The sequence below is a fragment of the Bacillus altaicus genome (assembly GCF_042136375.2).
Classification (GTDB): Bacteria; Bacillota; Bacilli; order Bacillales; family Bacillaceae_G; genus Bacillus_A; species Bacillus_A cereus_U.
In genome coordinates this window covers 5,053,109-5,077,833 of record NZ_CM143394.1, presented here as the reverse complement: position 1 = coordinate 5,077,833, position 24,725 = coordinate 5,053,109, and the positions used below count along the sequence as shown (strand labels likewise).

The window sequence follows — 24,725 nt, the reverse complement described above, 5'->3', positions numbered from 1 at the left end:
GAATAAAGCTTTTCTTTTTAGGCGGAAGAGAGCATCTGTCCATGCATAGAATCGGTCAGCCCCTTTTCCTGCCCCATGCCAAGCTAAAACAAAGTGAGGGTGTGGTTGCGATGGCATTCTGTATTTTTTAAGGCAGCGAATTATGTGTTAAAAAATATAAATAGATTTGTATAAATAACAAATTGAAAACATTCTAGCTTACTCTATATAAAATGCAGAAAATTCATTTTATAATAAAGATAGTAAAGTGAATCGATGGATTTGAAGTAGGGAGTGGCTAGAATGGTTGCAGAAAAGGAACGAATGTTGATGGATTTACAAGATGTATTTGAATATGCATTTGATGAAATTTTTGTTACGGATGATAAGGGAATCGTTGTACGTGTAAATAGTATGTGTGAAAGGCATTACCAGCTCTCTGCTAAGGAATTAGTAGGAAAGCATGTACAAGAACTACAGAAAGAAGGGATTTTTTATCCGTCTGCAACGTTAGAAGTAATTGAAAAGAAAAGGCCAGTTGAACTTGTGCAAACAACGAAATCAGGAGAGTATTTGCATGTTCGTACAAGGCCTGTTTTTGATGATGAAGGAAATTTAAGAAGAGTGATTAGTTATTCTCGTGATCTTACTGAACTCTATCAATTACGTCAAAAGGTAGAGGAAATGGATAATCAGCTAAAGACATATAAGAAAGAATTAAGAGAAACATATGAGCATGAAGGGCTTATTTTTAAAAGCATCGCTATGCAAAAAATAATCGAAACAATAAAAAAAGTATCTGTGGTAGATAGTACTGTTCTCGTATTAGGTGAGACTGGAGTGGGGAAAAGCCGATTAGTACGCCATTTGCATGAAGTGAGTCACCGGAAGAATGAAAGTTTCTATGAAATTAATTGTGCGGCATTGCCGACGAATTTAATCGAATCTGAGCTTTTTGGATATTCAGGTGGGTCTTTTACAGGTGCAAATCGTGAAGGGAAAAAGGGGCTATTAGAATCAGCACATAAAGGGACCCTTTTCTTAGATGAAATTGGTGAAATGCCGCTTGAAATTCAAGCGAAGCTTTTGCAAGTATTGCAAGAAAAAACGTTTCGCCCTATAGGCGGAAGAGAATTAAAAAAGGTGGACGTTAGAATTGTAGCGGCAACAAATAGAGATTTAAGTACGATGGTGAAACAAGGAACATTTCGGAAAGATTTATACTATCGTCTGAATGTCATTCCAATTTCAATTCCGCCACTTCGGGAGAGAACAGAAGACATTTTGCCGCTCATCTATCATTATTTACAGCATTTTAATAAAAAGTACGGACGTGATGTGAAGTTAGCTCCTAGTACGTTACAAATGTTTGTAGGGTACCCTTGGGAAGGAAATAATAGAGAGATTGAAAATGTAATTGAACGAATTGTTATCACTGCTGATGATTTTGTAACGGTAGAAGATTTGCCACTATCTATGCAAGAGACAACGGTTGAACAATCCGGACAAAGTCTTTATAGAATGCTGGAAGAGGTAGAGAGAAATATTATTCTTAAAGCGTATAAAACGTATGGATCAAGTTATAAAGTGGCTGAGTTTTTGCAAATAAGTCAATCTGCTGCCACTAGGAAGATTAAGAAGTTCATAGAGGAGGAAGAAAACATTGGATAAAAAAGCGACGTTCGTAAATTTAGAGAAAAAGGCGATGTATATAAATGGTGAGTGGATTACACTGCAAGAACAAATCGAAGTGAATAATCCAGCGACAAAGGAAGTATTTGCAACTGTACCAAAGGGCGGGATTACAGAGGCAAAGCAAGCAGTTGATGCTGCACATGAAGCTTTTAAATCATGGTCAAAATTAACGGCAGCGGATCGTGCAGTAAAGTTAAAAAAGTGGTTCACACTCATTGATGAAAATAAGGAAGAAATTGCAGCAATCATGACGAGAGAACAAGGAAAACCGTTTGCAGAAGCGCTTGGTGAAGTAAATTATGCAAATAGTTTTGTTGAATGGTACGCAGAAGAAGGAAAGAGAATATACGGTGAAATGATTCCTGCTTCTCACCCGAATAAGCGTATTTTAGTTATGAAGCAACCAGTTGGGGTTATGGCAGCTATTACACCGTGGAACTTCCCAGCTGCTATGATTACGAGAAAGGTAGCTCCAGCACTTGCAGCGGGCTGTACGGCAGTTGTGAAACCAGCGAGTCAAACGCCATTAACTGCATTGAAGTTAGTTGAATTAGCACATGAAGCAGACATTCCAAAAGGTGTAATAAATATTGTAACAGGTAGTGCAAAAGCAATTGCTGATACGTGGATGGAAGATGAGCGCGTTCGAAAAGTTTCCTTTACAGGATCAACTGAAATTGGGAAAGAATTAATGGCTAGCGCTGCGCAAACGATGAAAAAGGTTTCGCTTGAATTAGGTGGTCACGCTCCATTTATTGTTATGAATGATGCTGATTTAGATAAGGCGGTAGAAGCGGTAATTGGTTCGAAATTCCGTAACGCAGGACAAACGTGTATATGTACAAACCGCGTCTTTGTTCAAGAAGAAGTGTACGAAGAATTTGCAGGAAAGTTCACAAAAGCTGTAGAGCAGCTTAAAGTTGGAGATGGATTCGGTGAAGGAACAACTGTAGGTCCACTTATTGATGCGAATGCAGTTTCGAAAGTACAAGAACATATTGAAGATGCAATTCAAAAGGGCGGGGAAGTTTTATATGGTGGCCATAAATTTGCAGAGTTAGATGGTTATTTCATTCAGCCAACAGTAATTGGATTGGCAAATGACACGATGCTTTGTATGAATGAAGAAACATTTGGACCGGTTGCACCAGTTGCGAAATTTAAAACAGTTGAAGAAGTAATCGAGCGAGCAAATAATACACCATATGGTTTGGCTGCTTATATTTTCACAAAAGATATTAGCCAAGCATTCCAAATTAGTGAAGCGTTAGAGTACGGTATTATCGGTTTAAATGATGGCCTTCCATCAGTTGCACAAGCACCATTTGGTGGCTTTAAAGAAAGTGGTATCGGACGTGAAGGAGGCCATTTCGGCATCGAGGAATATTTAGAAATTAAATATATTTCGTTAGGACTATAAGTAGTATACTAGAATCTCTATAAGGTAACAGAGAAGGAGATTCTAGTATGGTATATTGGCTATTATTACTCGTAACAATTATTTTTGAAGTAGCTGGAACGATAGCGATGAAACTATCGAACGGTTTAACAAAGCTCGTTCCAAGTGTACTTATTTTTGTCTTTTACGGTATTTGTTTCAGTATATTTGCTATCGTCGTAAAGAAGATTAACTTAAGTATTGCTTATGCGATTTGGTCGGGCTTAGGAACACTTCTTATTACGATTATTAGTGTGTACTTTTTTAAAGAGCATATTAACTTATTCCAAGCATTTTGCATTTTATTTATTGTTTTAGGAGTAATTGGACTGAAAGTGTCATCGGCATCATGAAAGCTATCTTTTGTAGAAGATAGCTTTTTTCTATTTGTGTAGTTAGCAATTACTACGACAAAATATGACAAGAAAACGTAAAGAGTTTTGCTATGATAAAGTGAAACTTTAATCAGTGGGGGTTTTGTTCATTCCCCACTGATTATTAGCCCGCACCAATCGGGCGTTTACGGGCAGTTGATCTCCCACCTAACTTTTTGCTCCAACTGAATTTTGAGGTGGGAGTTTTACTGCCCGTTAATGCGGGATAAATATAAAAATCTTGTCTCATATAGGGGGAAGGGTATGTTAAAGAAAGTGAGTCGAATTGTTTTAATTTGTGGCATGGCTTTTAGTTTAAGTGCTTGCACAGAAACTAAAAACAGCGATGAAAGTAAACAAGAGGACGTTCAAGATAAAGTTTATAAAATAGGAGAGACGGTGGACGTGGATGGTTTGCAAGTAACTCTCGATTCAGTTCAATTAGGGTATCCAGATTACACTACAGATAAAAAGAAAGATGATATTTTAGGGATTGTTTTCACGGTGAAAAATAATAGTAAAAAGGACATACCGTTTGCATTTTACGAATTTGAGATTACAGATAAGAAAGGTACAAAGTTTAAAGAATATAAATATGATAGCTTTACGAGTAAAAAGGTAGCGCCGGATGGAAAAATTCAAGATGTAATGCTATTTGATGTAACGAAAGGAAATACATATATCGCTACATACAGGCCTGAGTTTACGCATGAGAATAGAACGATAAAATTTGAATTGAAGCCGAATAAATAAAAACACATTGGGTAATCCAATGTGTTTTTATAGTCATGAAATTAAAACGCCCAGTTACCTTTACGGAAGATCGGCTCATGTCTTCCATCAGCTGTAATACCGTCGATATCAAGCTCAGCTGAACCAATCATGAAGTCTTCATGTGTAATACTAGCGTTCGCGCCATTTTCAGCAAGTTCTTCTTTAGACATTGTTTTCCCGCCATCTAAGTTAAATGCATAAGCATTTCCGATTGCAAGGTGGCAAGATGCATTTTCATCAAATAGCGTATTGTAGAATAAAATATTTGTGTTTGAAATTGGTGAATCGTGAGGTACTAAAGCTACTTCGCCTAAGAAGTGAGAACCTTCATCTGTTTCTACTAAATGTTTTAAAGCTTCTTCACCAGATTCAGCTTTATAGTCTACGATACGTCCGTTTTCAAATGTTAACGTAAAGTTATCGATAATGTTACCTGCAAATGCTAACGGTTTTGTGCTAGACACTTGGCCGTTCACACCTGTTTTAAGTGGCATTGTAAATACCTCTTCAGTTGGAATGTTAGCCATAAATGCTACGTTCTTTTCATTTAAGCTACCAGCACCAGCCCATACATGCTTTTCTGGAAGTTCAATTGTTAAGTCTGTTCCAGGACCAGTATAATGAAGAGCTGTATAATGTTTTTCGTTTAAGTAATCTACTTTTGTATGTAGTGTTTCATCATGTTCTTTCCATGCTTCCACAGGATTTTCTAAATCAGCACGAGTAGCTTTGAAGATAGCATCCCATAGTTTTGTTTCTTGTTCTTCTGGCGCTACGTCAGGGAATACTTTTGCAGCCCATTCTTTCGTAGGAACAGAAATTACGCACCAGCTTACTTTATCTGCTTGTACATAATCACGGTATACTTTCATCGCTTCTCCAGCTACTTTATGAGCTGTTGCAATTTTCTTTGGTTCTACACCTTTTAATAGATCAGGATTCTCTGCATAGATGGACATAAATGCAGCGCCTTCTTTTGCTAATTCTTCACGAGCATGTGCTTTCCAAGAAGGGAATTCAGAGAAAGCTTCTTCAGGAGCTAGATCGAACTTTAAGCGTGTTAACGTCTCATCATTCCAATCCACATATACGTGTTTTGCACCAGATTGATATGCTTTTTCTGTAACGAGGCGTACAAACTGTACAGCCTCAAGAGGTGCACTAATTGATAAAGTTTGTCCGGGCTGAATATTAACACCAACATTGACTGCAAGAGCAGCATACTTCTCTAACGTTTGTTCAAATGACATATGTATAATCTCCTTTAGTTTGAAAGATTTCTTACTATATATAATACAAGAAAATTCTAAAAATATATATAAATATAACGTAAAAAGAGAGCTCAAAATGTATTGAGCTCTAATAGTTATTTAATCGAAGAAGCAAATTGTTCTACAGTCGTTGTATGGTGTATGCGAACACGCTTCATTTTTAACAACTCATCAGGTTCACCCTTCGTAATGAATTGTCCAGGCTTCGTTGTTGTTGCAAATTGATAGTATTTCTTTGTTTCTGCGACAACTTTATCGTCTACATGACCGAATGGATAAGCAATTGCGATAACAGGCTTACCTGTTATTTTCTCTAGCTTTTCTTTTGATCCTTTTAACTCTTCGTCATAGTTTGTAATTTTCGGCAAGTCTGCATGTGTTGCTGTATGAGATTGTACAGAAAAAATACCTGAATCAACCATTTCTTTTATTTCAGATGTAGAAAGGGCGCCTTCTACATCAACGTTATCAACAATCATATATTCCGTTGCCGCTGGCTTAAAAGTATCATCTTTTAGCTTTTGTAAAATGCGAAATGCATTCATATTATTTTTCATACCGTCATCAAATGTAACGAAAACCGGCTTGTTTACTTTATTTATATCGCTCCAGCGTTCAAATGTTAATAATGTATAACTATTGTCTTTTAAATACTTCATTTGTGCTTCAAAGTTAGCGGGTGATACGAATAAATCTTTAATACCTTGCCCATGATAATCATCAATTGCGTGGTACATAAGAACAGGAACTTTTTGCTCGAAAGTAATAGTAGATTTCGTAAGTGGAATAGCTTTTCCGCCCTCTGTTGTTCCTGTAGCTTCAATTTGGTATTCACCGCGTTTTCCTTCAAATTCTTTTATATCAAAGGGAAGTGTAAATTGTTTATCTTTTTCTTTAGAAGAAAAGGATTTAGAACTTTCCTTTCCATCAGCAGTGTGCCAAATTTTATATTGTACTTCAGTTAAAGAATCCTTTATGTCTGTAATATGAATATTTGCGTTTGTAGATTCGTGCGTAATGGGATTATAAGAAATTTTACCTTGTGTTTGTACAGTCTCTTCTTGTTTTTTTACTTCTTGTACCTTTTTCTCTTTTGCAGGTTCTGGGCTAGCATTATTTGTGTTACAGCCTGCTAGAATGGCAGACGTACATAAAGCAATTGCTGCGTATTTTCTCATAAAATCACCTTCTATTGTGTATTATGTTGCATACTTACATTTAAAATCCCCACCTCTGTAAGAGAGGTGGGGATATACCCTTATTCATCATATCATTTTTAGATATGGGATAGGTTAGTGACTTTGAATAGAGGTATTCTTTCGTTTCTTATTTGATTTGATAGTGATATAACCTACTACAAAAATAAGAGGGATGATGAATACATAGATTGGCATTCCCCACACATAATAGCTTTTCATGCTTAAAACTAGTAAGTGTAAGAAGTCGAAAAGGGCGTGGGCTTTCATAATATCCTCCAGTGTTTTTTTACAAATTATAACATTATAAGTTTCTGATTTGTATATTTTGGTAATTGATTTAAGCTGATTTTAAAGTGAGAGAAAGGCTTATTAATATGTAATTTTGCATATATTGATAGTTTTTATTAAAACATCAGGATTTTAAACTATAATAAGAAACGCTATAAATGAAAGTAATACTGATGTACGGAGTGGAGAACAGAGATGAAGTATAAAAAATTAGTATATATCCTGCTCATATCGCTATTCATAGTCGGTTGTCAAAGTGAAATGAGTAAGGCAAATAGTGTAGAGGAGTATATTCCACCGCATCTTATGAATGCGGAAGTTACAGCGGATATTATGACACTTGAGATGGATCCAGATGCTCTTAAAAAGGTAGGGAATATTGGTCAAAGAATGAGAGAGCATCTAGTGAATAATATGGAATGGTATTTAAAATACGTAGAAGAGCATGCAGAGAAAAAAAGTTTTCCATATCATCCTAATTTCGGTGTTACAAAAGAAGAGTATGAGTTTGTACTAAATGCAATTGATCAAAGTAAATTGGTTAATACAAAGGATGGAAAGCTGAAATTCAAGAAAAAAAGTGACCATGAAGTAGAGATTTTTTCAAGTGAAAGTATAAAACTTCTTAAATATATAGTTATTGATACGGAGAAGAATACAGTAAAAACATCTCTAGGCGAATGTGAATATTTTGGAGAAATACTGGCATCGCCAGAACAGAAGTTAACTGGTCCTTGGCACGGAAAACAATGGATGTTAAAAAAAGATGACTTAATATATATGTTTTCTTTAGGGAAAATGGAAACAGGAAATAAATCAATTATTGATATTTCGGTGAAAGGTGAATATAAGGGAGAAATTATTAATAAGGAAGAGGCATTAGAGTTTTCTTCAGTTTCTTAAATGATAATAAAAAAATCACCTTGCTGTCTAAGCGAAGGTGATTTTTTATTAAATAAACAATCCAGCGATTGTTGCAGATAAAATAGAAGCAAGTGTTGATGCAAATAACATTTTCCAACCAAATTTAGATACGATGCTTCCTTGTTTTTCAGAAAGGGCACGGATTGTACCAACAATCGCACCAATTTGGCTAATACTTGCGAAGCTAATTAAGAATACTGTAACGATTCCAACTGTACGTGGATCTAATGTTGCAGCAGCCCCTTTTAAATCAAGGATTGCTACAAACTCGTTTAATACAATCTTCGTACCCATAATACCACCAGCTGGGATAATATCTTGAGTTGGAATACCCATTAAGAATGCGAATGGAGAAAGTATATAACCGAAGATTTGTTGTAAAGTAACAGCATATCCCATTGCACCTGAAGCAGCGCTAATTACGTAGTTTACAACTTCCATAACACCAATGAAGGCAATCATTAACGCAGCAACGATACCAGCTACTTTTAAACCATCAAGCGCACCGTTAATCATAGCGCCGATAAGGCTATCTCCGAATAGGTTTCTATCAAATTTTTGAACCACTTCGTCTTCTTTTTTCGTATCAACTGGTGTTAATAATGAACAAACGATTAAGCTTGAGAATAAGTTTAGCGGAAGAGCCGCTAATACATATTTCGCATCTAACATCATAACGTATGATGCTGTAACAGAAGCAGAAACGGAGCTCATTGCTGAACAACAAATGATAAACATACGGTTTTTATTAAAATGCTGTAAATCGTTTTTAATAACGATTAACGCTTCACTTGAACCGAAGAATACAGAATTTACTGCGTGGAATGATTCAACGCGTGGTAAACCAGTAATTTTTGAAAGTGCACCGCCGACAATACGAACGATGAATGGTAAAACACCTAAATAACTAAAGATAGAAAGTAGTGCTGAGAAAAATACGATAATTAGTAATACGTTTAAGAAAAAGACAAAATCTCTTTGAATTCCATTAAAGAGAAAATCGACACCTGTCGTACCAAGTTTAATTAGTTTGTTGAAAACTTTACTAATGAAGATGATAATTTGCTGTCCGATCTTTGTGCCAAACATAAACCAACCGATTAAAATTTGGAAACTAATCATAATAGCAATTGCACGGAAGTTGATTTTACTTCTATTGTTTGACAAAGCAAAGCATAAACCTAAAACGACAAGAATACCGATAATGCTCATTACATATTGCATGTAGTTGCCCCTTTCAGAAGTTCGTATAAAGTTTTTACATAAAACGCTCGTTATATTACTAAAAATAAAGTAATGGAAGTTTCATGTCATACGTAAGATGTCTGACCTTTTTGAAAAATAAAAAAAAGACTCCTATTGATTCACTTTCATCTATAAGAGAAAGCTAATCAATAGGAGTCTTTTTTATACATAGGCTAATATTCATTAGTTTTCCCCATAGTCCAGCAATTTAAGGTTGCCGGGTAGAAACTCTCGATCCATATTATCGACTATATATGAGGTAACATCGTCCGTATTAAATTAGTAGTAGCGTAACATTACTAGAGAACTATCGTCAATAGCTTTTTTTCTTCCAATAGAAATAGACCATATAAGTATGATAAAATGTAACGCAGTGTTATGAAAAAGAGAGGTCGGAAAATGAGTACAAAAATGACGCCACCAGTTGAAAAAAACGAGTTTATAGATGTAGTGTTTGAAGATTTAACACATGATGGTGCCGGTGTTGCGAAAGTGAAGGGATATCCTATTTTCGTAAAAAACGGATTACCAGGTGAGGAAGCACAAATTAAAATTATTAAAGTGAAGAAAAACTTCGCGTTTGGTCGTTTAATGAAGCTTCATCAAGAAAGTCCATATCGTAAAGATGCAGAATGCCCCGTGTACAACGAGTGCGGAGGTTGCCAGCTTCAGCACTTAACGTACGAAGGACAATTAAAAGCGAAAGAAAAACAAGTACGTGACGTTATGCAGCGCATCGGCGGATTAAGTGATGTTCCTGTTCATCCTGTACTGGGCATGAAGAACCCGTGGGTATACCGTAATAAAGCACAAGTACCAATTGGAGAACGCGAAGGTGGACTTGTAGCTGGTTTCTATCGTCAAGGAACGCATGACATCATTAATATGGAATCATGCTTAATTCAGGCGGAAGAAAACGATGCATTAATTCAAGAAGTAAAACGTATTTGTGAAAAAAACGGTATTTCGGCGTATAACGAAGAGCGTAACAAAGGAACACTTCGCCACGTAATGGCCCGCTACGGACAAGTAACAGGGGAAATTATGCTTGTCTTCATTACACGTACAGCTGAACTGCCAAATAAAGAAGCAATCATTGAAGAAATCGCAGCGAAATTCCCAGAAGTAAAATCAATTGTTCAAAACGTAAACACGAAACGTACAAACGTTATTTTCGGAGACAAAACGACAGTACTGTACGGATCAGAATATATTTATGACTTTATCGGTGACATTAAATTTGCGATTTCAGCACGTTCATTCTATCAAGTAAACCCAGAACAAACGAAAGTGCTATACGATAAAACGTTAGAATACGCAAAGTTAAATGGTAACGAAACAGTAATTGATGCCTATTGCGGAATCGGATCAATCTCCTTATTCCTAGCGCAAAAAGCGAAAAAAGTATACGGTGTTGAAATTGTTCCAGAAGCAATCGAGGACGCAAACCGAAACGCAGCACTAAACAACATGACCAACGCTGAATTTGGCGTAGGAGAAGCAGAAGTAGTCATCCCAAAATGGTACAAAGAAGGCGTAATCGCCGACACAATGGTCGTAGACCCACCGCGTAAAGGCTGTGACGAAGCATTACTAAACACAATCATCGACATGAAGCCAAAGCGCGTCGTATACGTATCATGTAACCCAGCAACATTAGCACGCGACTTAAAAGTACTAGAAGAAGGCGGATATAAAACACAGGAAGTACAACCTGTTGATATGTTCCCGCATACTACTCATGTGGAGTGTGTGGCTTGGCTTAAGTTGGTATAATAAAAAAGCAGTTGATATAGAAAAAATCTATACCATCTGCTTTTTGGTTTATAAAAATACCATTCATAAGCGATTTTAGTTAAAATAAATATTGCTGATTTTCACAAATTATAAATTGAGAGTTTGAAGATGTATTCATAGTGAGAGGATTTGAATTTGAAATGATAGATAATTTTTGGAGTGATTTACCACGACCGTTTTTTGTACTTGCACCAATGGAAGATGTGACAGATGTTGTTTTTCGTCACGTAGTAAGTGAAGCTGGTCGCCCAGATGTATTTTTCACAGAGTTTACAAACTCGGATAGCTATTGCCATCCAGAAGGTATGAAAAGTGTACGTGGCCGTTTAATTTTTACAGAAGATGAACAGCCGATAGTCGCGCATATTTGGGGAGATAATCCTGAATATTTCCGCCAAATGAGTATTGGTATGGCAGAGCTAGGATTTAAAGGTATCGATATTAATATGGGCTGCCCTGTACCGAATGTAGCATCAAGAGGAAAAGGTAGTGGCCTTATTCTACGTCCAGACGTTGCGGCAGAACTGATTCAAGCAGCAAAAGCGGGAGGACTACCTGTCAGCGTAAAAACACGACTTGGCTTTAAAGAGTTAAGTGAGTGGGAGGATTGGTTAACGCACATTTTCAAACAAGATATTGCGAACCTTTCTATTCACTTGCGTACAAGAGAAGAAATGAGCCAAGTAGATGCGCATTGGGAGCTCATTCCGGAGATCAAAAAATTACGTGACCGTATCGCACCAAATACGCTAATAACAATCAATGGAGACATTCCTGATCGTCAAACTGGAATGGAACTTGCTGAAAAATACGGTATTGATGGCGTTATGATCGGACGAGGAATCTTTAAAAATCCATTTGCTTTCGAAAAAGAGCCAAGAGAACATAGCAGTAAAGAACACCTTGATCTTCTAAGACTGCAGCTTGATCTTCAAGATCAATATGCAGAAGTACTACCACGTTCAATCACAGGGCTTCATCGCTTTTTCAAAATTTATGTAAAAGGATTCCCTGGAGCTGCTGAACTAAGAAATCAATTGATGAACACGAAATCGACGGATGAAGTGCGTGCGTTGCTTGATAAGTTTGAGGCGAGTGTTGATAAGGATGGAGATAGTGAAACAGTGTAACTTGTGAAAATTAGAGGGGATGGGATGTAGCGATTTTATGAGTGTTTGTTTCATTTTAATTAAGGGGAACCGTATCATAAGTAAGTGAAGTATTCTATGTAAAACAAGGGTAAGAAAAGAATACAGGAGAAAATCGGAAATGGCAGGGTGGTCTTGATTTTCACTGATATTATCATGTTTATTTTATTATGCCTATAACTTGGAGGCTATGTGAATGTTAAGTGATCAGACGAGATATTCTAGGCTCGCGAATATAACAAAAATAATAAATACAAAATTAGAACTACGTGAAGTATTGCAGCGTGTAACAATGGCGATATCAGAGGAGATTGTTAGGTGCAACGCTGTTGGAATTTATTTACCCCAGGAAGATGGAACATTTAGAGGGTTTGCAGGAAAACCAGAGACCATAAATGGCGTAACGCTCGATACTCAGGTAATTGATCCTGAAATAGACTTACTGGCAAAAGAAGTTATTGAAACCAAAAAAACCATCTATATCCCTGATACCTCAAAGGATCATCGGCCGGATCCGAGACCAGTTGATGCGTTCAAAATTAAGTCCTTATTAGCTCTGCCTATCTCATTTGGGCAAGAGTTATTTGGTCTTGTTTTTTTATTTGATTATGGAGTTCCAATGAACTTAACAGATTCAGAAATTCAAAGTGTTGAAGCTTATGTAAATATGGCTGCGGTCGCAATTCAAAACGCAAATAATTTAACACAAAAGGAAAACCTTATTGCCGAGAAGCAGCTGTTACTAAATGTTACCCGTGATTTATCAATGTGTTCCTCGATACAGGAGAGTTTTGATAAATGTTTTTTTTACTTAGGACAGATTTTAGAGAGTAAAAACATGGTTGCCCACCTTTTAGAACCGCTAGACAAAACAACGATTAAAACAACGAAGTTAAGCAAGGACTGTGATTGGACAGAAGCGGATTGGATGGAGAAAAGCTATGAAGCCAAAATCCAAGAGGTTATTCAAACAAAAAATATAGATAGTAAGGGTCTACTGATGATTCCATTGGTTTCAATGGGAGAAATATTAGGGGTAATCGTCGTTGGCAAAGAGGGAAAAGCTCACAATTACGATAATTCCCAAATTCAACTGGCAAAATCTATCGTTGATGCCACAGCTCCTACGTTTTCAAACTTGTTATATATGGATCAACTTGAAAGTATGGTGGAAGAGCGAACGAGAGAACTAGCTGCTGCTAATGAAAAAGTTACAAGTGTGATTGAAAGTATTACGGATGGATTCTTTACTTTGAATAATAAATGGGAATTTACGTACGTAAATAAGCATCAATATTTTCCACAAAGAAAAACAGCAAAAGATGTATTAGGTAAGAATATATGGGAGGTTTTCCCGAGTAGCGTCGACGCAGTTATATATAAGGAATTTCATCGTGCAATGTCAGAGCGAACTACAGTTCATTTCGAATTTTTTTCTATCTCTGATGAATATTGGCACGAAGTTATTGCATACCCGTATGATGATGGTATTTGTTGTATTTTTAAAAACATAACGGAAAAAAAGCAATATGAGCAGGAATTGAAAAGGTTATCCAACATAGATTTAATAGGGCAAATGGCAGCAGGTATCAGCCATGAGATTAGAAATCCAATGACAACAGTACGAGGATTTTTGCAGTTATTAAAAGAAGAGAACACCTATGAGAAACATAATAAGTACTTTAATTTAATGATTGAAGAACTTGACCGTTCCAATTCTATTATTACTGAATTTCTCTCGATCGGTAATACAAGGAAATCGGATTTGCAGATGTTAGATTTAAATTCAATTATCCACGATAGTATTCCTTTAATAAAGATTGATACGTATAATCAAAATAAATCTATTCAAGTCGATACAAATGACATTCCTGAATTATTTTTAAATCGTAATGAGATACGACAATTATTAATAAACCTATACCGTAATGGCTTAGAAGCGATGAGCACAGGGAAAGTTCTAACCATTAGTACCTACAAGGAAGGTCAAAATTGTGTGGTGCTTGCAGTGCGGGATCAAGGAAAAGGTATCAGGCCTGAAGTATTAGAGAAACTGGGTACTCCATTTTACACGACCAAAGATAATGGAACTGGATTGGGGTTAGGCATATGTTATGCCATTGCTGCCCGTCATAATGCAAAAATAGAAATTCAAACAGGATCGGAAGGCACTACCTTTTTTGTTAAATTTAATTATGAAAATAATGAATAATAACCTCATTTAGATTAGTTACGGTGAACTGTACCACAAATAAAAAGTAAAACTTAAGTAAACATAATCAATATATTTCACCTGAATTTTGCGAAACATTCATGTTTGAGTTTCCCACTAAATTAGAGTTGCATAAAAAGAAATGGACTAACCTATATCAGGTTAGTCCATTTTCAAGTGTGTTAATTAATAGTAAATCCCCATCCGTAATTTCGCACGATTATCCCATCCTTTTTTGCTGTTTTAAAATCATCCCCACAAGCATTAATCCACCTAAGACTACAAAACCTACCTCTAAAATGTTAAAGTAGTAACTTAACGACATTAATTTACACATGCTAAAAGCATTACTATAATCAACATTTCAGGAGGAAACACAATGGCTATAAGCAATAATGATATTTTAATTCGAGTAAGATATGCTCTGGATATAAAAGATATTGATATGGTAGAGATATTTAAACTTGGTGGCGTAGAAGTGACAAAAGAAGAAGTGCGAAAGATGCTGACAAAATTAAAAAACAGTTACTATGATGAAGCTGACGATGATAGTGATGTATTTGAAAATGATTACGAAATCAAATGCAATAATGTTATGTTAGAGTCATTTTTGAATGGTTTTATTACTTTTGAAAGAGGAAAACAAGATCCAAAACCAGGGCAATCGGATAGACAAGCGATGTCTTTAAAGAGTAATGGAAGTGTTAATAATCTCGTTCTAAAAAAATTGAAGATAGCACTATCATTAACAAGTGAAGATATGCTTGATATATTAGAAGACGTAGGAGTCATCGTAACAAAAGGAGAATTAGGCGCTCTATTAAGAAAAGAAGGCCATAAGAATTACAAAGAGTGCGGCGATAGATACGCAAGGAATTTCTTAAAGGGACTAGCTGTAAAGTATAGAGGATAATAAGTTTGTTAAAGCAGTAAATGATATAATAGGTAGAGTAGGACGTTAGTAGCCTGCTCTTTTTTATTTGCAAAAATAATTATGAACGAATACGTTAGGTGATGAAATGGTACATACATATTTAGGTGAGACAATTAATTTTCATATAACTTATAAGAAGAAAAAATCAGTACGTCTTTATGTAGATTCGTATGGAAATGTGGAAGTGCAAGCTCCGAAAGGGACGCCTGTTGAATACTTAGTCCAGTTGCTAGAGGAGAAATGGGATTGGATTCAGAAAACCCGTAAGGAAATGCAGGATCGAGCGCTTGGTCCACAGGAAAAGGGTTATGATCAAGGAGAGGGCTTTCTGTATTTAGGGAATACGTATCCGATACAGATTTCTCAAGATGCAAGTATTACGCAAGACAATGCAGTTTTTGAAGGGGATAAGCTACACATTTATGTGAATGAGCTTAAGGATGAGAAAATACAACAAGCTTTGAAACGATTTTACTATAAGCAGTGCAAAGCATTAGTAGAGAAGAGTATTAAAGAGCATCAAAGTAACTTTAAAACAAAACCGCGTTCTATTCGTATTACAGATAGTAGCCGTACGTGGGGAACTTGTGATTCGAATTTACAGCTAACCTTCAATTGGAAGTTAGCAATGGCACCACAGCGAGTAATCGATTATGTAGTTGTTCATGAAATGTGTCATATGGTTCATTTAAATCATGATCGTTCTTTTTGGCGTCTTGTTGGGAAGATAATGCCTGATTATAAGGAAATGGAAAACTGGTTAGCGTTATCGAGTTGGAAGATGACGGTTTAGTAGGGAATATCGATTTTTGTCGGTAAATCGATATTTCTTGTCGAATCGTTGATATATTGTGAGTTATGATAGATATATTTGAAAAATCGTTGATATATTGTGAGTTGTGATAGATATATTCGAAAAATCGTTGATATAATTTTATTTACCACAGAATTGTTCAACGGCTCGAAAAAAGGAGATGTCACAGTGGACATCTCCTTTTTCGGGCGTAGGAATTATCGTCCAAACTTCACAACGAAATTCCCATCTATTTTCTCCAGCTCATATCCACGATACCCCTCCGAAAGTAACGCTTGCTCTTCACTAACATCACTCATTGGAATATCTTTAACATCCGTCCAATCTCTTTCTGTATCCTTACGTAATTCCTTCACAAAAACATACCGCATACTACCACCATATTTCTCCTTCAGAGCAGCAATTTCCATTCCTTGCGCGAACTTATCCTTTAAACTAGGAATGTTGAAAGGTGCAACGGTGCAGCAAACGTAATCGTATTTGCTGTCTTCTTTTTGTAATTCGTCCATGATGACTGTTGCTAATATTTTTTGCATGCCATTTCCTCGGCAGTTTGGATGAACGTTTGAGATTTCTTGATAGATGACGCGGTGTAGCTGACTTTCTGGTAGGCCAATATCAAGTCCTAAATGTTCATCGTCGATAGGAGGGACTAGTAGGGCACGAAATGCGATGAGCTCGTTTTCTATAAAGGCACCGATCATCATTCCGTTTCCTTCTAGAATGTACTGAAATTCTTCTAGCGAGAGTGGTTGTAAACGACCTTTATCTTCTAGCGCTTCAACTACAACGTTTTGTAATGATAAAATTTGTTCCATATGTTCTAAAGATAGTAATGTAACGTGAAATGGATCGTTGTTTTGTTTTAATTTTCCTTCGTAAAGAGTCGTCATGTGTTAGTCCTCCTTTAGCGTACAACGTCTTGAAAGACGGTTAATTCTTGTAATATATTTTCGTTTATTTCAATGCCGAGTCCCGGCTTTTCGTTTAAGCGAATAAATGGTACGTCGTAATGTAAGTTTCCGATGTCTTTCGTGAATTTTAATGGACCTGTTAGCTCGACGCTAGTAATGATTTTTTTTGAGAAAGCGACATGGAATCCTGCGGAAGAGGCAACAGATGATTCGACCATGGATCCAACTTGGCATTCAATACCTGCCATTTCAGCTTGATGAGCGAGTTTTACAGCTGGATATATGCCGCCGCATTTCATTAGTTTTATATTCACTTTATCAGCTGCGTCTAATTTAATAATTTGGCGCATTTCACGAGAGCCTTTTAGTCCTTCATCAATCATAAGAGGAAGGTCTGTTTTAGAACGAATGTGAGCCATTGCGTCAATATCATCGGCTACAACAGGCTGTTCAATCCAGTCGATGTTTACATGTCCTAATGAACGAAGTGCTGTTAATGTGTTTGCGCTATTTTTCCATCCTTGGTTTACATCAACGCGAATCGCGATATCATTTCCTACACGTTCACGTACAGCTTCAATTCGTTTTACATCTTCTTTTACATTCGTGCCGACTTTCATTTTGAAAGATTGGTAACCTTTCTGAATCATGGAAGCTGCTTCTTCAGCCATATTTTCTGGCTCGGCGATACTTAAGACATGAGTGACAGGAAATTCTTCATGATAGCGTCCGCCAATTAATTGATATACAGGTTGATTTAGTTTTTTGCCCATTATATCAAAACAAGCAATATCAATGGCAGCTTTCGCAGTAGGAATACCGTAAATTGTATTGTCCATCATATCGTGTATTTTTTCGATATTCATTGGATTTTGCCCAATTAGAGCAGGAGCTAGTGTATGTTTTAAAACATGGAAAGTACTTTCCCATGATTCACCTGTAACGTGATCATCGGCAACGCCTTCACCGTAACCGATAATACCTTCATCTGTTTCCATTTTGACGATAATAGAAGGCATATCAGAATAAGAACCATAACTAATAACAAACGGATCGCGAAGCGGTAAACGAATTGCGTAAAGATGAATAGCTGTAATTTTCATTGAATAAAGACCCCTTCCTGTTTACAATGGTTTTGTACATTTGATATAGTTGACGTTAAATAGTCGTTAATTAATGATAAGGAGTTAGAGAAAATGATGATAAAAATTGCAGTTGTCGGTTCAAAAGAGTTTATGGAGAATCTTTTACCTATTGCTCATAAACTAGAAGAAATAGAGATTGATCCATATATTTACCTTCACCCGGCAGAATCTTCTGAAATATTAAAGCGTTTAAAACCTTGTGATGCTATCTTTTTCTCGGGTGCCCTACCTTATTATATGGCAAAAGAAATAAGAGAACAATTGCGAATTTCAAGTACGTACTTACAGCAAGACGAGACAACTGTCGCATCTTCACTCCTTTCTATAATATATCATCAAAGTATCCAACCTCATAAAATTTCGATTGATTTAGTAGATCGTTCGTTTATTACAAATGTGTTCCATGATATCGGTCTGAAAGAAACGCCGCAAGTGATGGATTATGAAAATATGTTATGGAGTAATGATGAAATTAAGAGTATCATTGATTTTCATTTAGCTAAATATCAATCTGGAGAGGTTGATTTAGCTTTAACTAGTATTCACGCTGTCTACGACGAACTTCAAAAAATAGGTATTCCTTCAGAGCGTATGATAGATCCAACGCAATCAATTATACATGGGTTAAAAGATGCAAAAATAAAAGCTGAGTTAGCAAAAAGCCATTCAGCTACTGTTGGTGCTTGTATTATATCCTTTATAGAGTTACAAGAAAGATCGCTCGAACAATTAAATGTAATTTCAAAAGAATTACGTGGTTCATTTAAACAAGTTGATGAAATGACTTTTATTTTGTATACAACTCGTGGTGATATCGAATCGAGTACAAAAACAAATACGATAGATCGTTTATTTACGAATATAGAAGGAGCGGTATCTATTGGATTTGGTTACGGAAAAACAGTAAATGAAGCGGAACAAAATGCAAAAATCGCTCAAGGTTTCGTAAAAAATAATCCGATAGAGCGCCGCTTTTATATACTAACAAGTGATAAAGAATTATTTGGTCCGTTCCCGAAAGAACAGAGAGTACAAAGTTTAAAAAACGATAATCCTGAATTAATGAAAATAGCGAAGGAAACGAAGCTTAGTCCTGCAAACTTGTCAAAAATTATTCAATTTAGTCAATCGCATCCATCATTGAAATTTACAGCGGCCGATCTTTCTAAGTACTTACAAGTGACTCGGCGATCGACGGAAAGGCTGTTAAAGAAATTAGTTGATTACAGGTATGCTAATATTTGCGGAGAGGAAATGCCCTATCAACAAGGGCGTCCTCGCGCGATATATGAGCTGAATTTACCATTGTATTCGTTTCAAAAATTTTAAGCTTCTAGTTGCGCTTTTTGTTTTTTCAATAGGTCTGCTTTTTCAATATCCGATAGCTTCGTAATTGTGAAGCCAGTTATACCATAAATGATTGAAATAATCGGTACGATGAAATTCAATATAGCATAAGGAGCATATTCGAATGCGCCTACTCCAAGTGTTGCGAGTATAAATACACCACATGTATTCCAAGGTACGAAAACAGAAGTTAATGTTCCACCATCTTCCAATGCTCTGGATAAGTTTTTAGAATGTAGTCCTTTTTCTGTGTACGCATTTGCATACATTCTTGAAGGAACAACAATCGAAATATATTGTTCAGAGCAAGTAAGATTCGTTGCAAAGCAAGATGCGATAGTAGAAGCGATAAGTCCTTTTGATGATGTCGCTAATTTTAAAATTTGATTTACAATTGAGCGAAGAATGCCAGTATGTTCTAGTACTCCTCCGAAAGTCATAGCGACAATTGTCATAGAAACTGTATTCATCATAGAGCTTAAGCCACCACGGTTAAATAGTTCGTCTACTAGCTTGTTTCCAGTGTCTATAACAAATCCACTTTGGAGTGCACCGACAGCTGATGAAACAGAACCACCTTGAATAAAGACTTGTGATAAGAATCCTAAAATAACACCTACGAGAATAGCTGGTATAGCAGGGACTTTTTTAGCGACCAATACCATAACGACTACTGGTATAATTAATAGAAAAGGCGAAATAACAAAGTTTTGTTGCAATACTTGTAACGTTTGATCGATGCTTTTTGCATCAATGTTGTTATCGCCAAAGCTTCTTCCTAAGAACGCATAAACGATAAGAGTAATAATTAAACCTGGAATTGTAGTAAATAACATGTGACGAATATGTGTGAATAAATCTGTATTTGTTAATCCTGCGGCTAAGTTTGTTGTGTCTGAAAGCGGTGACATTTTATCGCCGAAATAAGAACCGGAAATTATAGCGCCGGCAACCATTGGAGCTGGGATTCCCATACTTAGGCCAATTCCCATTCCAGCAACACCAATTGTTCCCATTGTGGACCAAGAGCTACCGATTGCTAATGCAACGATAGAACAAATAATTGTAATTGAAACTAAAAATAGTGATGGAGTTAAAAGTTTTAAGCCGTAATAAATCATAGTAGCGACGATTCCGCCGCCAATCCAAGCACCGATCGTTAAACCTACAAGAATAATGATAACGATAGCGGGTAATGCAAGGCGAATTCCTTTATACATCGATTCTTCAATGTCATTCCATTTGTAACCGTATCGCCAAGCGACGATAGAAGCAACGGTTGTACCGATAATAAGTGGGACGTGAGGGCTTTGTTCTAATACAACAATTGTAACCATCATAACTGCAACTGTAATGATAATAGGGATTATTGCTATGCCAAAAGGTATTTCTCTTTTCATAAACTGCCTCCTCATTATGTATGTTTGTATTTTTAGAATTGTCTTAAAATAGACGTTATTAAGTTATAATAACTAAAAATAGATGTAAGCGTCAATATAAAAACAGAAAATATCGAATGTTCTATTTGCATGGATATCTTTATAAGATGAGTTAAAATCGGGTATTAACGGTATTAAAAAATAAATAATTGACTTTTTTCTTAAAATTCAATATGTTCATAAAAACATCTGTTTTTCATAAGTATAATTAATCTGAATGGTTTGTAATTAGGGGAAGGAGAATGAAGTTTTGAAAACATTAGAACTACAAGAGCGTTTAACTGAAATTTTTCAGCATTTACATGAAAACCCTGAAGTAAGCTGGAAGGAATATGAAACGACAGCTTATATTACTAACTTTCTAAAAGAAGAAGGAATTTCATATAAAATATTTGATGATTGCCCTGGCGTGATTGCTGAAATCGGAAGCGGGAATCCAGTTATCGCGATTCGTGCTGATATGGATGCACTATGGCAAGAAGTAGACGGAGAATTTAAAGCGAATCACTCATGCGGCCACGATGCTCATATGACAATTGTGATGGGCCTTATTTTACAATTGAAAAATATGAGATGGGATAGCGGTACTGTTAGATTTATTTTTCAGCCGGCAGAGGAAAAAGGAAATGGTTCCTTAAAGATGGTAGAGAAGGGCGCCGTGGATGATGCTGATTTCTTGTTTGGTGTTCATTTAAGACCAATTGAAGAACTGCCTTTGAAACAAGCTGCACCATCTATTCGTCACGGAGCAGCAGGATTTTTAGAAGGAACGATTCATGGAGATGATGCACACGGGGCACGCCCACATCAAGGTATAAATGCAATTGATGTCATCTCGATGATTAATATTGGATTGAAAAATATATGGCTACCGCCGCAGACGTCGTATTCTGTTAAGATGACGAGATGCCAAGCTGGTGGTGATAATCTAAATATTATTCCAGGTAACGGGCATTTTAGTTTAGATATAAGAGCAGAAAATAACATATTGCTAGATGAATTGAAGCGAAAAATAGAGCAAGTAATTCAGTCAGCTGAATCAATGGGATCTAAACTTTCTTATGAGTGGATCGATCTCGCACCAGGAGCTGAAGTGTCAGAAGAAGCTGAGGGCTTTATGCGAAAAGGTATTCTTGAAGTATACGGAGAAAAGGGATGTACCGGACCGCTGTATACGACAGGAAGCGATGATTTCCATTACTACACAGTGAAGAGACCACATTTAAAAGCTGTCATGCTCGGACTAGGGGCAAACCTACAACCTGGATTACACCATCCGTATATGAAGTTTGATCATAGTTGTATAATGGATGGAGTAGAAATATTGAAACAAACTGTATTGAAAGTGCTGGAAGACAGGGGCTAGAAAGCTCCTGTTTTTTTGTAGGAATTTGTTGGAAGGTCGATATTCCTTATCGAAAAGACTGTGTAATTTCACGTACCAATTAATTTGATAAAAAATGAGCATTCAGTACGTGGTGTATAATAATAGTAATATTTCTTAATAGGAGCAAACGAATGAACGAACAATATTACGATGCTGTATTACATATAAAAACTGTCGGTGAGCAAAAGGGCTTTAATAAGTCTATGCACTATCACCGTTATGAACCGACACCATATAGCGGGTTGGATGAGTTATTGAATCAATATGAGATAAAAAGTAGTGATCGAATTGTAGACTTTGGATGTGGAAAAGGGAGATTGAATTTTTACATGCATCATAAGTGCGATGCATCAGCGGTTGGAATTGAAATGAATGAAGAGTTTTATAAAGAAGCAATGGAAAATCGTGAACGTTATGCAAGGAAGGTAAGAAACAGTAAAGATAAAATTCAATTTGAATGTTGTTTAGCACAGAAATACGAGATTGATCCACGTGATAATCGGTTTTATTTCTTCAATCCATTTTCTGTACAAGTGTTTATGAACGTAGTGAATAATATTTTGCTTTCGGTAGAAGCGGCGGAGAGAGAAATTGATATTATTTTATATTATCCTTCTGAAGATTATATTTTCTTCTTAGAGAATCAAACTGCGTTTGAATTGAAGAAAGAAGTTAGATTGCCAGGGGCGTATGAGAAGAATGGGAATGAGAGGTTTTTAGTTTATAGATTAGAACCTTTGTCATGATTTGTCGGTAAACCGATATATTTGAATTATCGCGGATATAATTTCATTCACTATTTATTATTCATTAAAATAAAAGCAGGTGCCACGGCACCTGCTTTTGTAAAACTCACGTCTATATAATTAGTTACGGATTAAGTAATCAAATGCACCTAAAGCTGCATTCGCACCTGAACCCATAGAGATGATAATTTGTTTGTACGGATTATTTGTACAGTCACCTGCACCAAACACTCCTGGTACGTTTGTAGCGCCGTGCTTGTCTGTTACGATTTCACCGCGAACGCGTTCAACTGTTTCGCCTAACCAGTCTGTGTTTGGCACAAGACCGATTTGAACGAATACACCTTGTAATTCAACATGGTGTACTTCTTCAGTTTCACGATCGATGTAAGAAATACCGTTTACTTTGTCAGTACCAGTAATTTCTTTCGTTTGAACGTTTTTCAGAACAGTTACGTTAGGTAAGCTGTTAAGACGTTCTTGTAATACAGCATCAGCTTTTAATTCTGGCATGAATTCAAGAACAGTTACGTGCTTAACAATACCTGCTAAGTCAATAGCTGCTTCAATACCAGAGTTACCACCGCCGATAACCGCTACGTCTTTTCCGATGAATAATGGACCGTCACAGTGTGGGCAGTATGCTACACCTTTGTTTTTGAACTCAGCTTCACCCGGTACGCCAACATTACGCCAGCGAGCACCTGTTGAAACGATTACGCTCTTACTTTTCAGAATAGCGCCGTTTTCAAGTTCCACTTCAATAAGTTCTTTTTTCTCTAAACGTTTCGCACGTTGTAGATTCATTACATCGATGTTGTATTCTTTTACGTGCTCTTCAAGACTTGCTACTAGCTTAGGACCTTCAGTGCGTTTTACGCTGATGAAGTTCTCAATACCCATAGTATCCATTACTTGACCACCGAAGCGCTCAGCAACGATACCAGTGCGGATGCCTTTACGTGCTGCATAAATTGCTGCACTTGCACCAGCTGGGCCGCCACCAACAACAAGAACATCGTATGGATCTTTATCAGAAAGCTCTGATGCATCTGGACCGTTACCCATTTTAGCTAAAATTTCTTCAAGTGTCATACGACCGCTTCCGAAAGATTCGCCGTTTAGGTAAACAGTTGGTACTGCCATGATGTCTTTACTTTCTACTTCCTCTTTGAATGCAGCGCCATCAATCATAGTATGTGTAATACCAGAGTTTAGAACGCTCATCACGTTAAGAGCTTGTACAACATCAGGACAGTTATGACAACTTAGGCTGATATAAGATTCAAAATGATATTCGCCTTGAATGTTTTTGATTTGATCGATTAATTTTTGTTCAACTTTTGGAGCACGTCCACTAACTTGTAGTAAAGCTAACACTAATGAAGTAAATTCGTGTCCTAATGGAATACCAGCGAATACGACACCAGTGTCTTCGCCAGGGCGATTTACGCTAAAGCTTGGTGTTCTCTCTAGTTCAACTTTTTCTACTGTAATCTTAGATGACATAGTAGCTAATTCATCTACTAGAGCTAACATATCTTTAGATACGTTGTCTTCTCCTGCGCTTACTTTAAGTAAAATATCGTTCTCCATTAACTGAAGGTACTGGGATAGTTGTGTTTTTATATCTGCATCTAGTATCATTTTGATCG

Annotated in this window: 20 protein-coding genes and 1 riboswitch; of the genes, 13 read left to right on the top strand and 7 right to left on the bottom strand. The window is 36.5% G+C overall.

Annotation, left to right across the window (positions count from 1 at the left end; all coding sequences use genetic code 11):
- Positions 1–282: 282 nt before the first annotated feature.
- The 4 genes from ACE38F_RS26120 to ACE38F_RS26105 all read left to right on the top strand — a co-directional run bounded on the left by ACE38F_RS26120 (position 283) and on the right by ACE38F_RS26105 (position 4,239).
- The gene (locus ACE38F_RS26120; RefSeq protein WP_002159480.1) at positions 283–1,650 is read left to right on the top strand and encodes a sigma-54 interaction domain-containing protein; all 1,368 of its coding nucleotides are present in this window, start codon (positions 283–285) and stop codon (positions 1,648–1,650) included.
- Positions 1,643–3,094 (top strand): NADP-dependent succinate-semialdehyde dehydrogenase, encoded by a 1,452-nt coding sequence (gabD, locus tag ACE38F_RS26115; protein ID WP_002159479.1) that lies wholly within the window; start codon positions 1,643–1,645, stop codon positions 3,092–3,094. Before ACE38F_RS26120 ends, gabD begins: the two co-directional genes overlap by 8 nt.
- A gap of 47 nt (positions 3,095–3,141) precedes the next feature.
- Positions 3,142–3,465, top strand: a complete 324-nt coding sequence (locus ACE38F_RS26110) for a DMT family transporter (RefSeq protein WP_002113527.1) — start codon at positions 3,142–3,144, stop codon at positions 3,463–3,465.
- Positions 3,466–3,750: 285 nt separating this feature from the next.
- Positions 3,751–4,239 (top strand): DUF4352 domain-containing protein, encoded by a 489-nt coding sequence (locus tag ACE38F_RS26105; RefSeq protein WP_375370609.1) that lies wholly within the window; start codon positions 3,751–3,753, stop codon positions 4,237–4,239.
- A gap of 41 nt (positions 4,240–4,280) precedes the next feature.
- Here ACE38F_RS26105 and ACE38F_RS26100 read toward each other — a convergent pair whose 3' ends face one another.
- The gene (locus ACE38F_RS26100) at positions 4,281–5,510 is read right to left on the bottom strand and encodes an aminopeptidase (RefSeq protein WP_215555067.1); all 1,230 of its coding nucleotides are present in this window, start codon (positions 5,508–5,510) and stop codon (positions 4,281–4,283) included.
- A gap of 116 nt (positions 5,511–5,626) precedes the next feature.
- Complete coding sequence (locus ACE38F_RS26095; protein WP_375370608.1) at positions 5,627–6,709, bottom strand: polysaccharide deacetylase family protein; 1,083 nt, start codon at positions 6,707–6,709, stop codon at positions 5,627–5,629.
- A gap of 504 nt (positions 6,710–7,213) precedes the next feature.
- Here ACE38F_RS26095 and ACE38F_RS26090 point away from each other — a divergent pair.
- Positions 7,214–7,921: a hypothetical protein gene (locus ACE38F_RS26090; protein ID WP_215555069.1), complete on the top strand. Its 708-nt coding sequence runs from the start codon at positions 7,214–7,216 to the stop codon at positions 7,919–7,921.
- Positions 7,922–7,969: 48 nt separating this feature from the next.
- On the opposite strand, the gene ACE38F_RS26085 is transcribed toward ACE38F_RS26090, so the two are convergent.
- On the bottom strand, positions 7,970–9,166 hold the full coding sequence (locus ACE38F_RS26085) for a NupC/NupG family nucleoside CNT transporter (protein ID WP_375370607.1): 1,197 nt from the start codon (positions 9,164–9,166) through the stop codon (positions 7,970–7,972).
- A gap of 197 nt (positions 9,167–9,363) precedes the next feature.
- A riboswitch (purine riboswitch) is annotated at positions 9,364–9,465 on the bottom strand.
- Between the two features lie 121 nt (positions 9,466–9,586).
- Here ACE38F_RS26085 and rlmD point away from each other — a divergent pair.
- The 5 genes from rlmD (at position 9,587) to ACE38F_RS26060 (ending at position 16,071) form a co-directional block, all read left to right on the top strand.
- A complete protein-coding gene (gene rlmD, locus ACE38F_RS26080) occupies positions 9,587–10,963 on the top strand; it encodes a 23S rRNA (uracil(1939)-C(5))-methyltransferase RlmD (RefSeq protein ID WP_341307827.1) in 1,377 nt (458 codons plus the stop codon).
- Between the two features lie 161 nt (positions 10,964–11,124).
- Positions 11,125–12,114 (top strand): tRNA dihydrouridine synthase, encoded by a 990-nt coding sequence (locus ACE38F_RS26075; RefSeq protein ID WP_375370620.1) that lies wholly within the window; start codon positions 11,125–11,127, stop codon positions 12,112–12,114.
- A gap of 214 nt (positions 12,115–12,328) precedes the next feature.
- On the top strand, positions 12,329–14,344 hold the full coding sequence (locus ACE38F_RS26070; protein WP_341307826.1) for a GAF domain-containing sensor histidine kinase: 2,016 nt from the start codon (positions 12,329–12,331) through the stop codon (positions 14,342–14,344).
- Between the two features lie 379 nt (positions 14,345–14,723).
- Entirely contained in the window at positions 14,724–15,257 is a 534-nt protein-coding gene (locus tag ACE38F_RS26065; RefSeq protein WP_215555073.1) for a YehS family protein, read from the top strand.
- A 106-nt stretch (positions 15,258–15,363) separates the two neighbouring features.
- Positions 15,364–16,071: a M48 family metallopeptidase gene (locus tag ACE38F_RS26060; RefSeq protein ID WP_215555074.1), complete on the top strand. Its 708-nt coding sequence runs from the start codon at positions 15,364–15,366 to the stop codon at positions 16,069–16,071.
- Between the two features lie 218 nt (positions 16,072–16,289).
- On the opposite strand, the gene ACE38F_RS26055 is transcribed toward ACE38F_RS26060, so the two are convergent.
- Together ACE38F_RS26055 and ACE38F_RS26050 are read right to left on the bottom strand one after the other, a co-directional pair.
- The gene (locus ACE38F_RS26055) at positions 16,290–16,985 is read right to left on the bottom strand and encodes a GNAT family N-acetyltransferase (protein ID WP_375370606.1); all 696 of its coding nucleotides are present in this window, start codon (positions 16,983–16,985) and stop codon (positions 16,290–16,292) included.
- A 14-nt stretch (positions 16,986–16,999) separates the two neighbouring features.
- On the bottom strand, positions 17,000–18,109 hold the full coding sequence (locus tag ACE38F_RS26050; protein ID WP_375370605.1) for a mandelate racemase/muconate lactonizing enzyme family protein: 1,110 nt from the start codon (positions 18,107–18,109) through the stop codon (positions 17,000–17,002).
- 93 nt (positions 18,110–18,202) lie between these two features.
- Between ACE38F_RS26050 and ACE38F_RS26045 the strand changes: the two genes are divergently transcribed.
- Positions 18,203–19,480, top strand: coding sequence for a transcriptional regulator (locus ACE38F_RS26045; protein WP_375370604.1), 1,278 nt, complete (start codon positions 18,203–18,205; stop codon positions 19,478–19,480).
- Here ACE38F_RS26045 and nhaC read toward each other — a convergent pair.
- Positions 19,477–20,898: a Na+/H+ antiporter NhaC gene (gene nhaC / locus ACE38F_RS26040; RefSeq protein WP_002010164.1), complete on the bottom strand. Its 1,422-nt coding sequence runs from the start codon at positions 20,896–20,898 to the stop codon at positions 19,477–19,479. The two genes, ACE38F_RS26045 and nhaC, sit on opposite strands and share 4 nt — an antisense overlap.
- Positions 20,899–21,187: 289 nt before the next feature.
- Between nhaC and ACE38F_RS26035 the strand changes: the two genes are divergently transcribed.
- Both ACE38F_RS26035 and ACE38F_RS26030 read left to right on the top strand, forming a co-directional pair.
- A complete protein-coding gene (locus ACE38F_RS26035) occupies positions 21,188–22,303 on the top strand; it encodes a M20 peptidase aminoacylase family protein (protein ID WP_375370603.1) in 1,116 nt (371 codons plus the stop codon).
- A gap of 152 nt (positions 22,304–22,455) precedes the next feature.
- Positions 22,456–23,070, top strand: a complete 615-nt coding sequence (locus tag ACE38F_RS26030) for an SAM-dependent methyltransferase (RefSeq protein WP_375370602.1) — start codon at positions 22,456–22,458, stop codon at positions 23,068–23,070.
- A gap of 120 nt (positions 23,071–23,190) precedes the next feature.
- Here the strand turns inward: ACE38F_RS26030 and ahpF are convergent, their stop codons facing one another.
- Positions 23,191–24,717 carry an alkyl hydroperoxide reductase subunit F gene (ahpF, locus tag ACE38F_RS26025; RefSeq protein ID WP_215555080.1) on the bottom strand — a complete coding sequence of 509 codons (1,527 nt, stop codon included), beginning with the start codon at positions 24,715–24,717 and terminating at the stop codon, positions 23,191–23,193.
- Positions 24,718–24,725 lie beyond the last annotated feature (8 nt).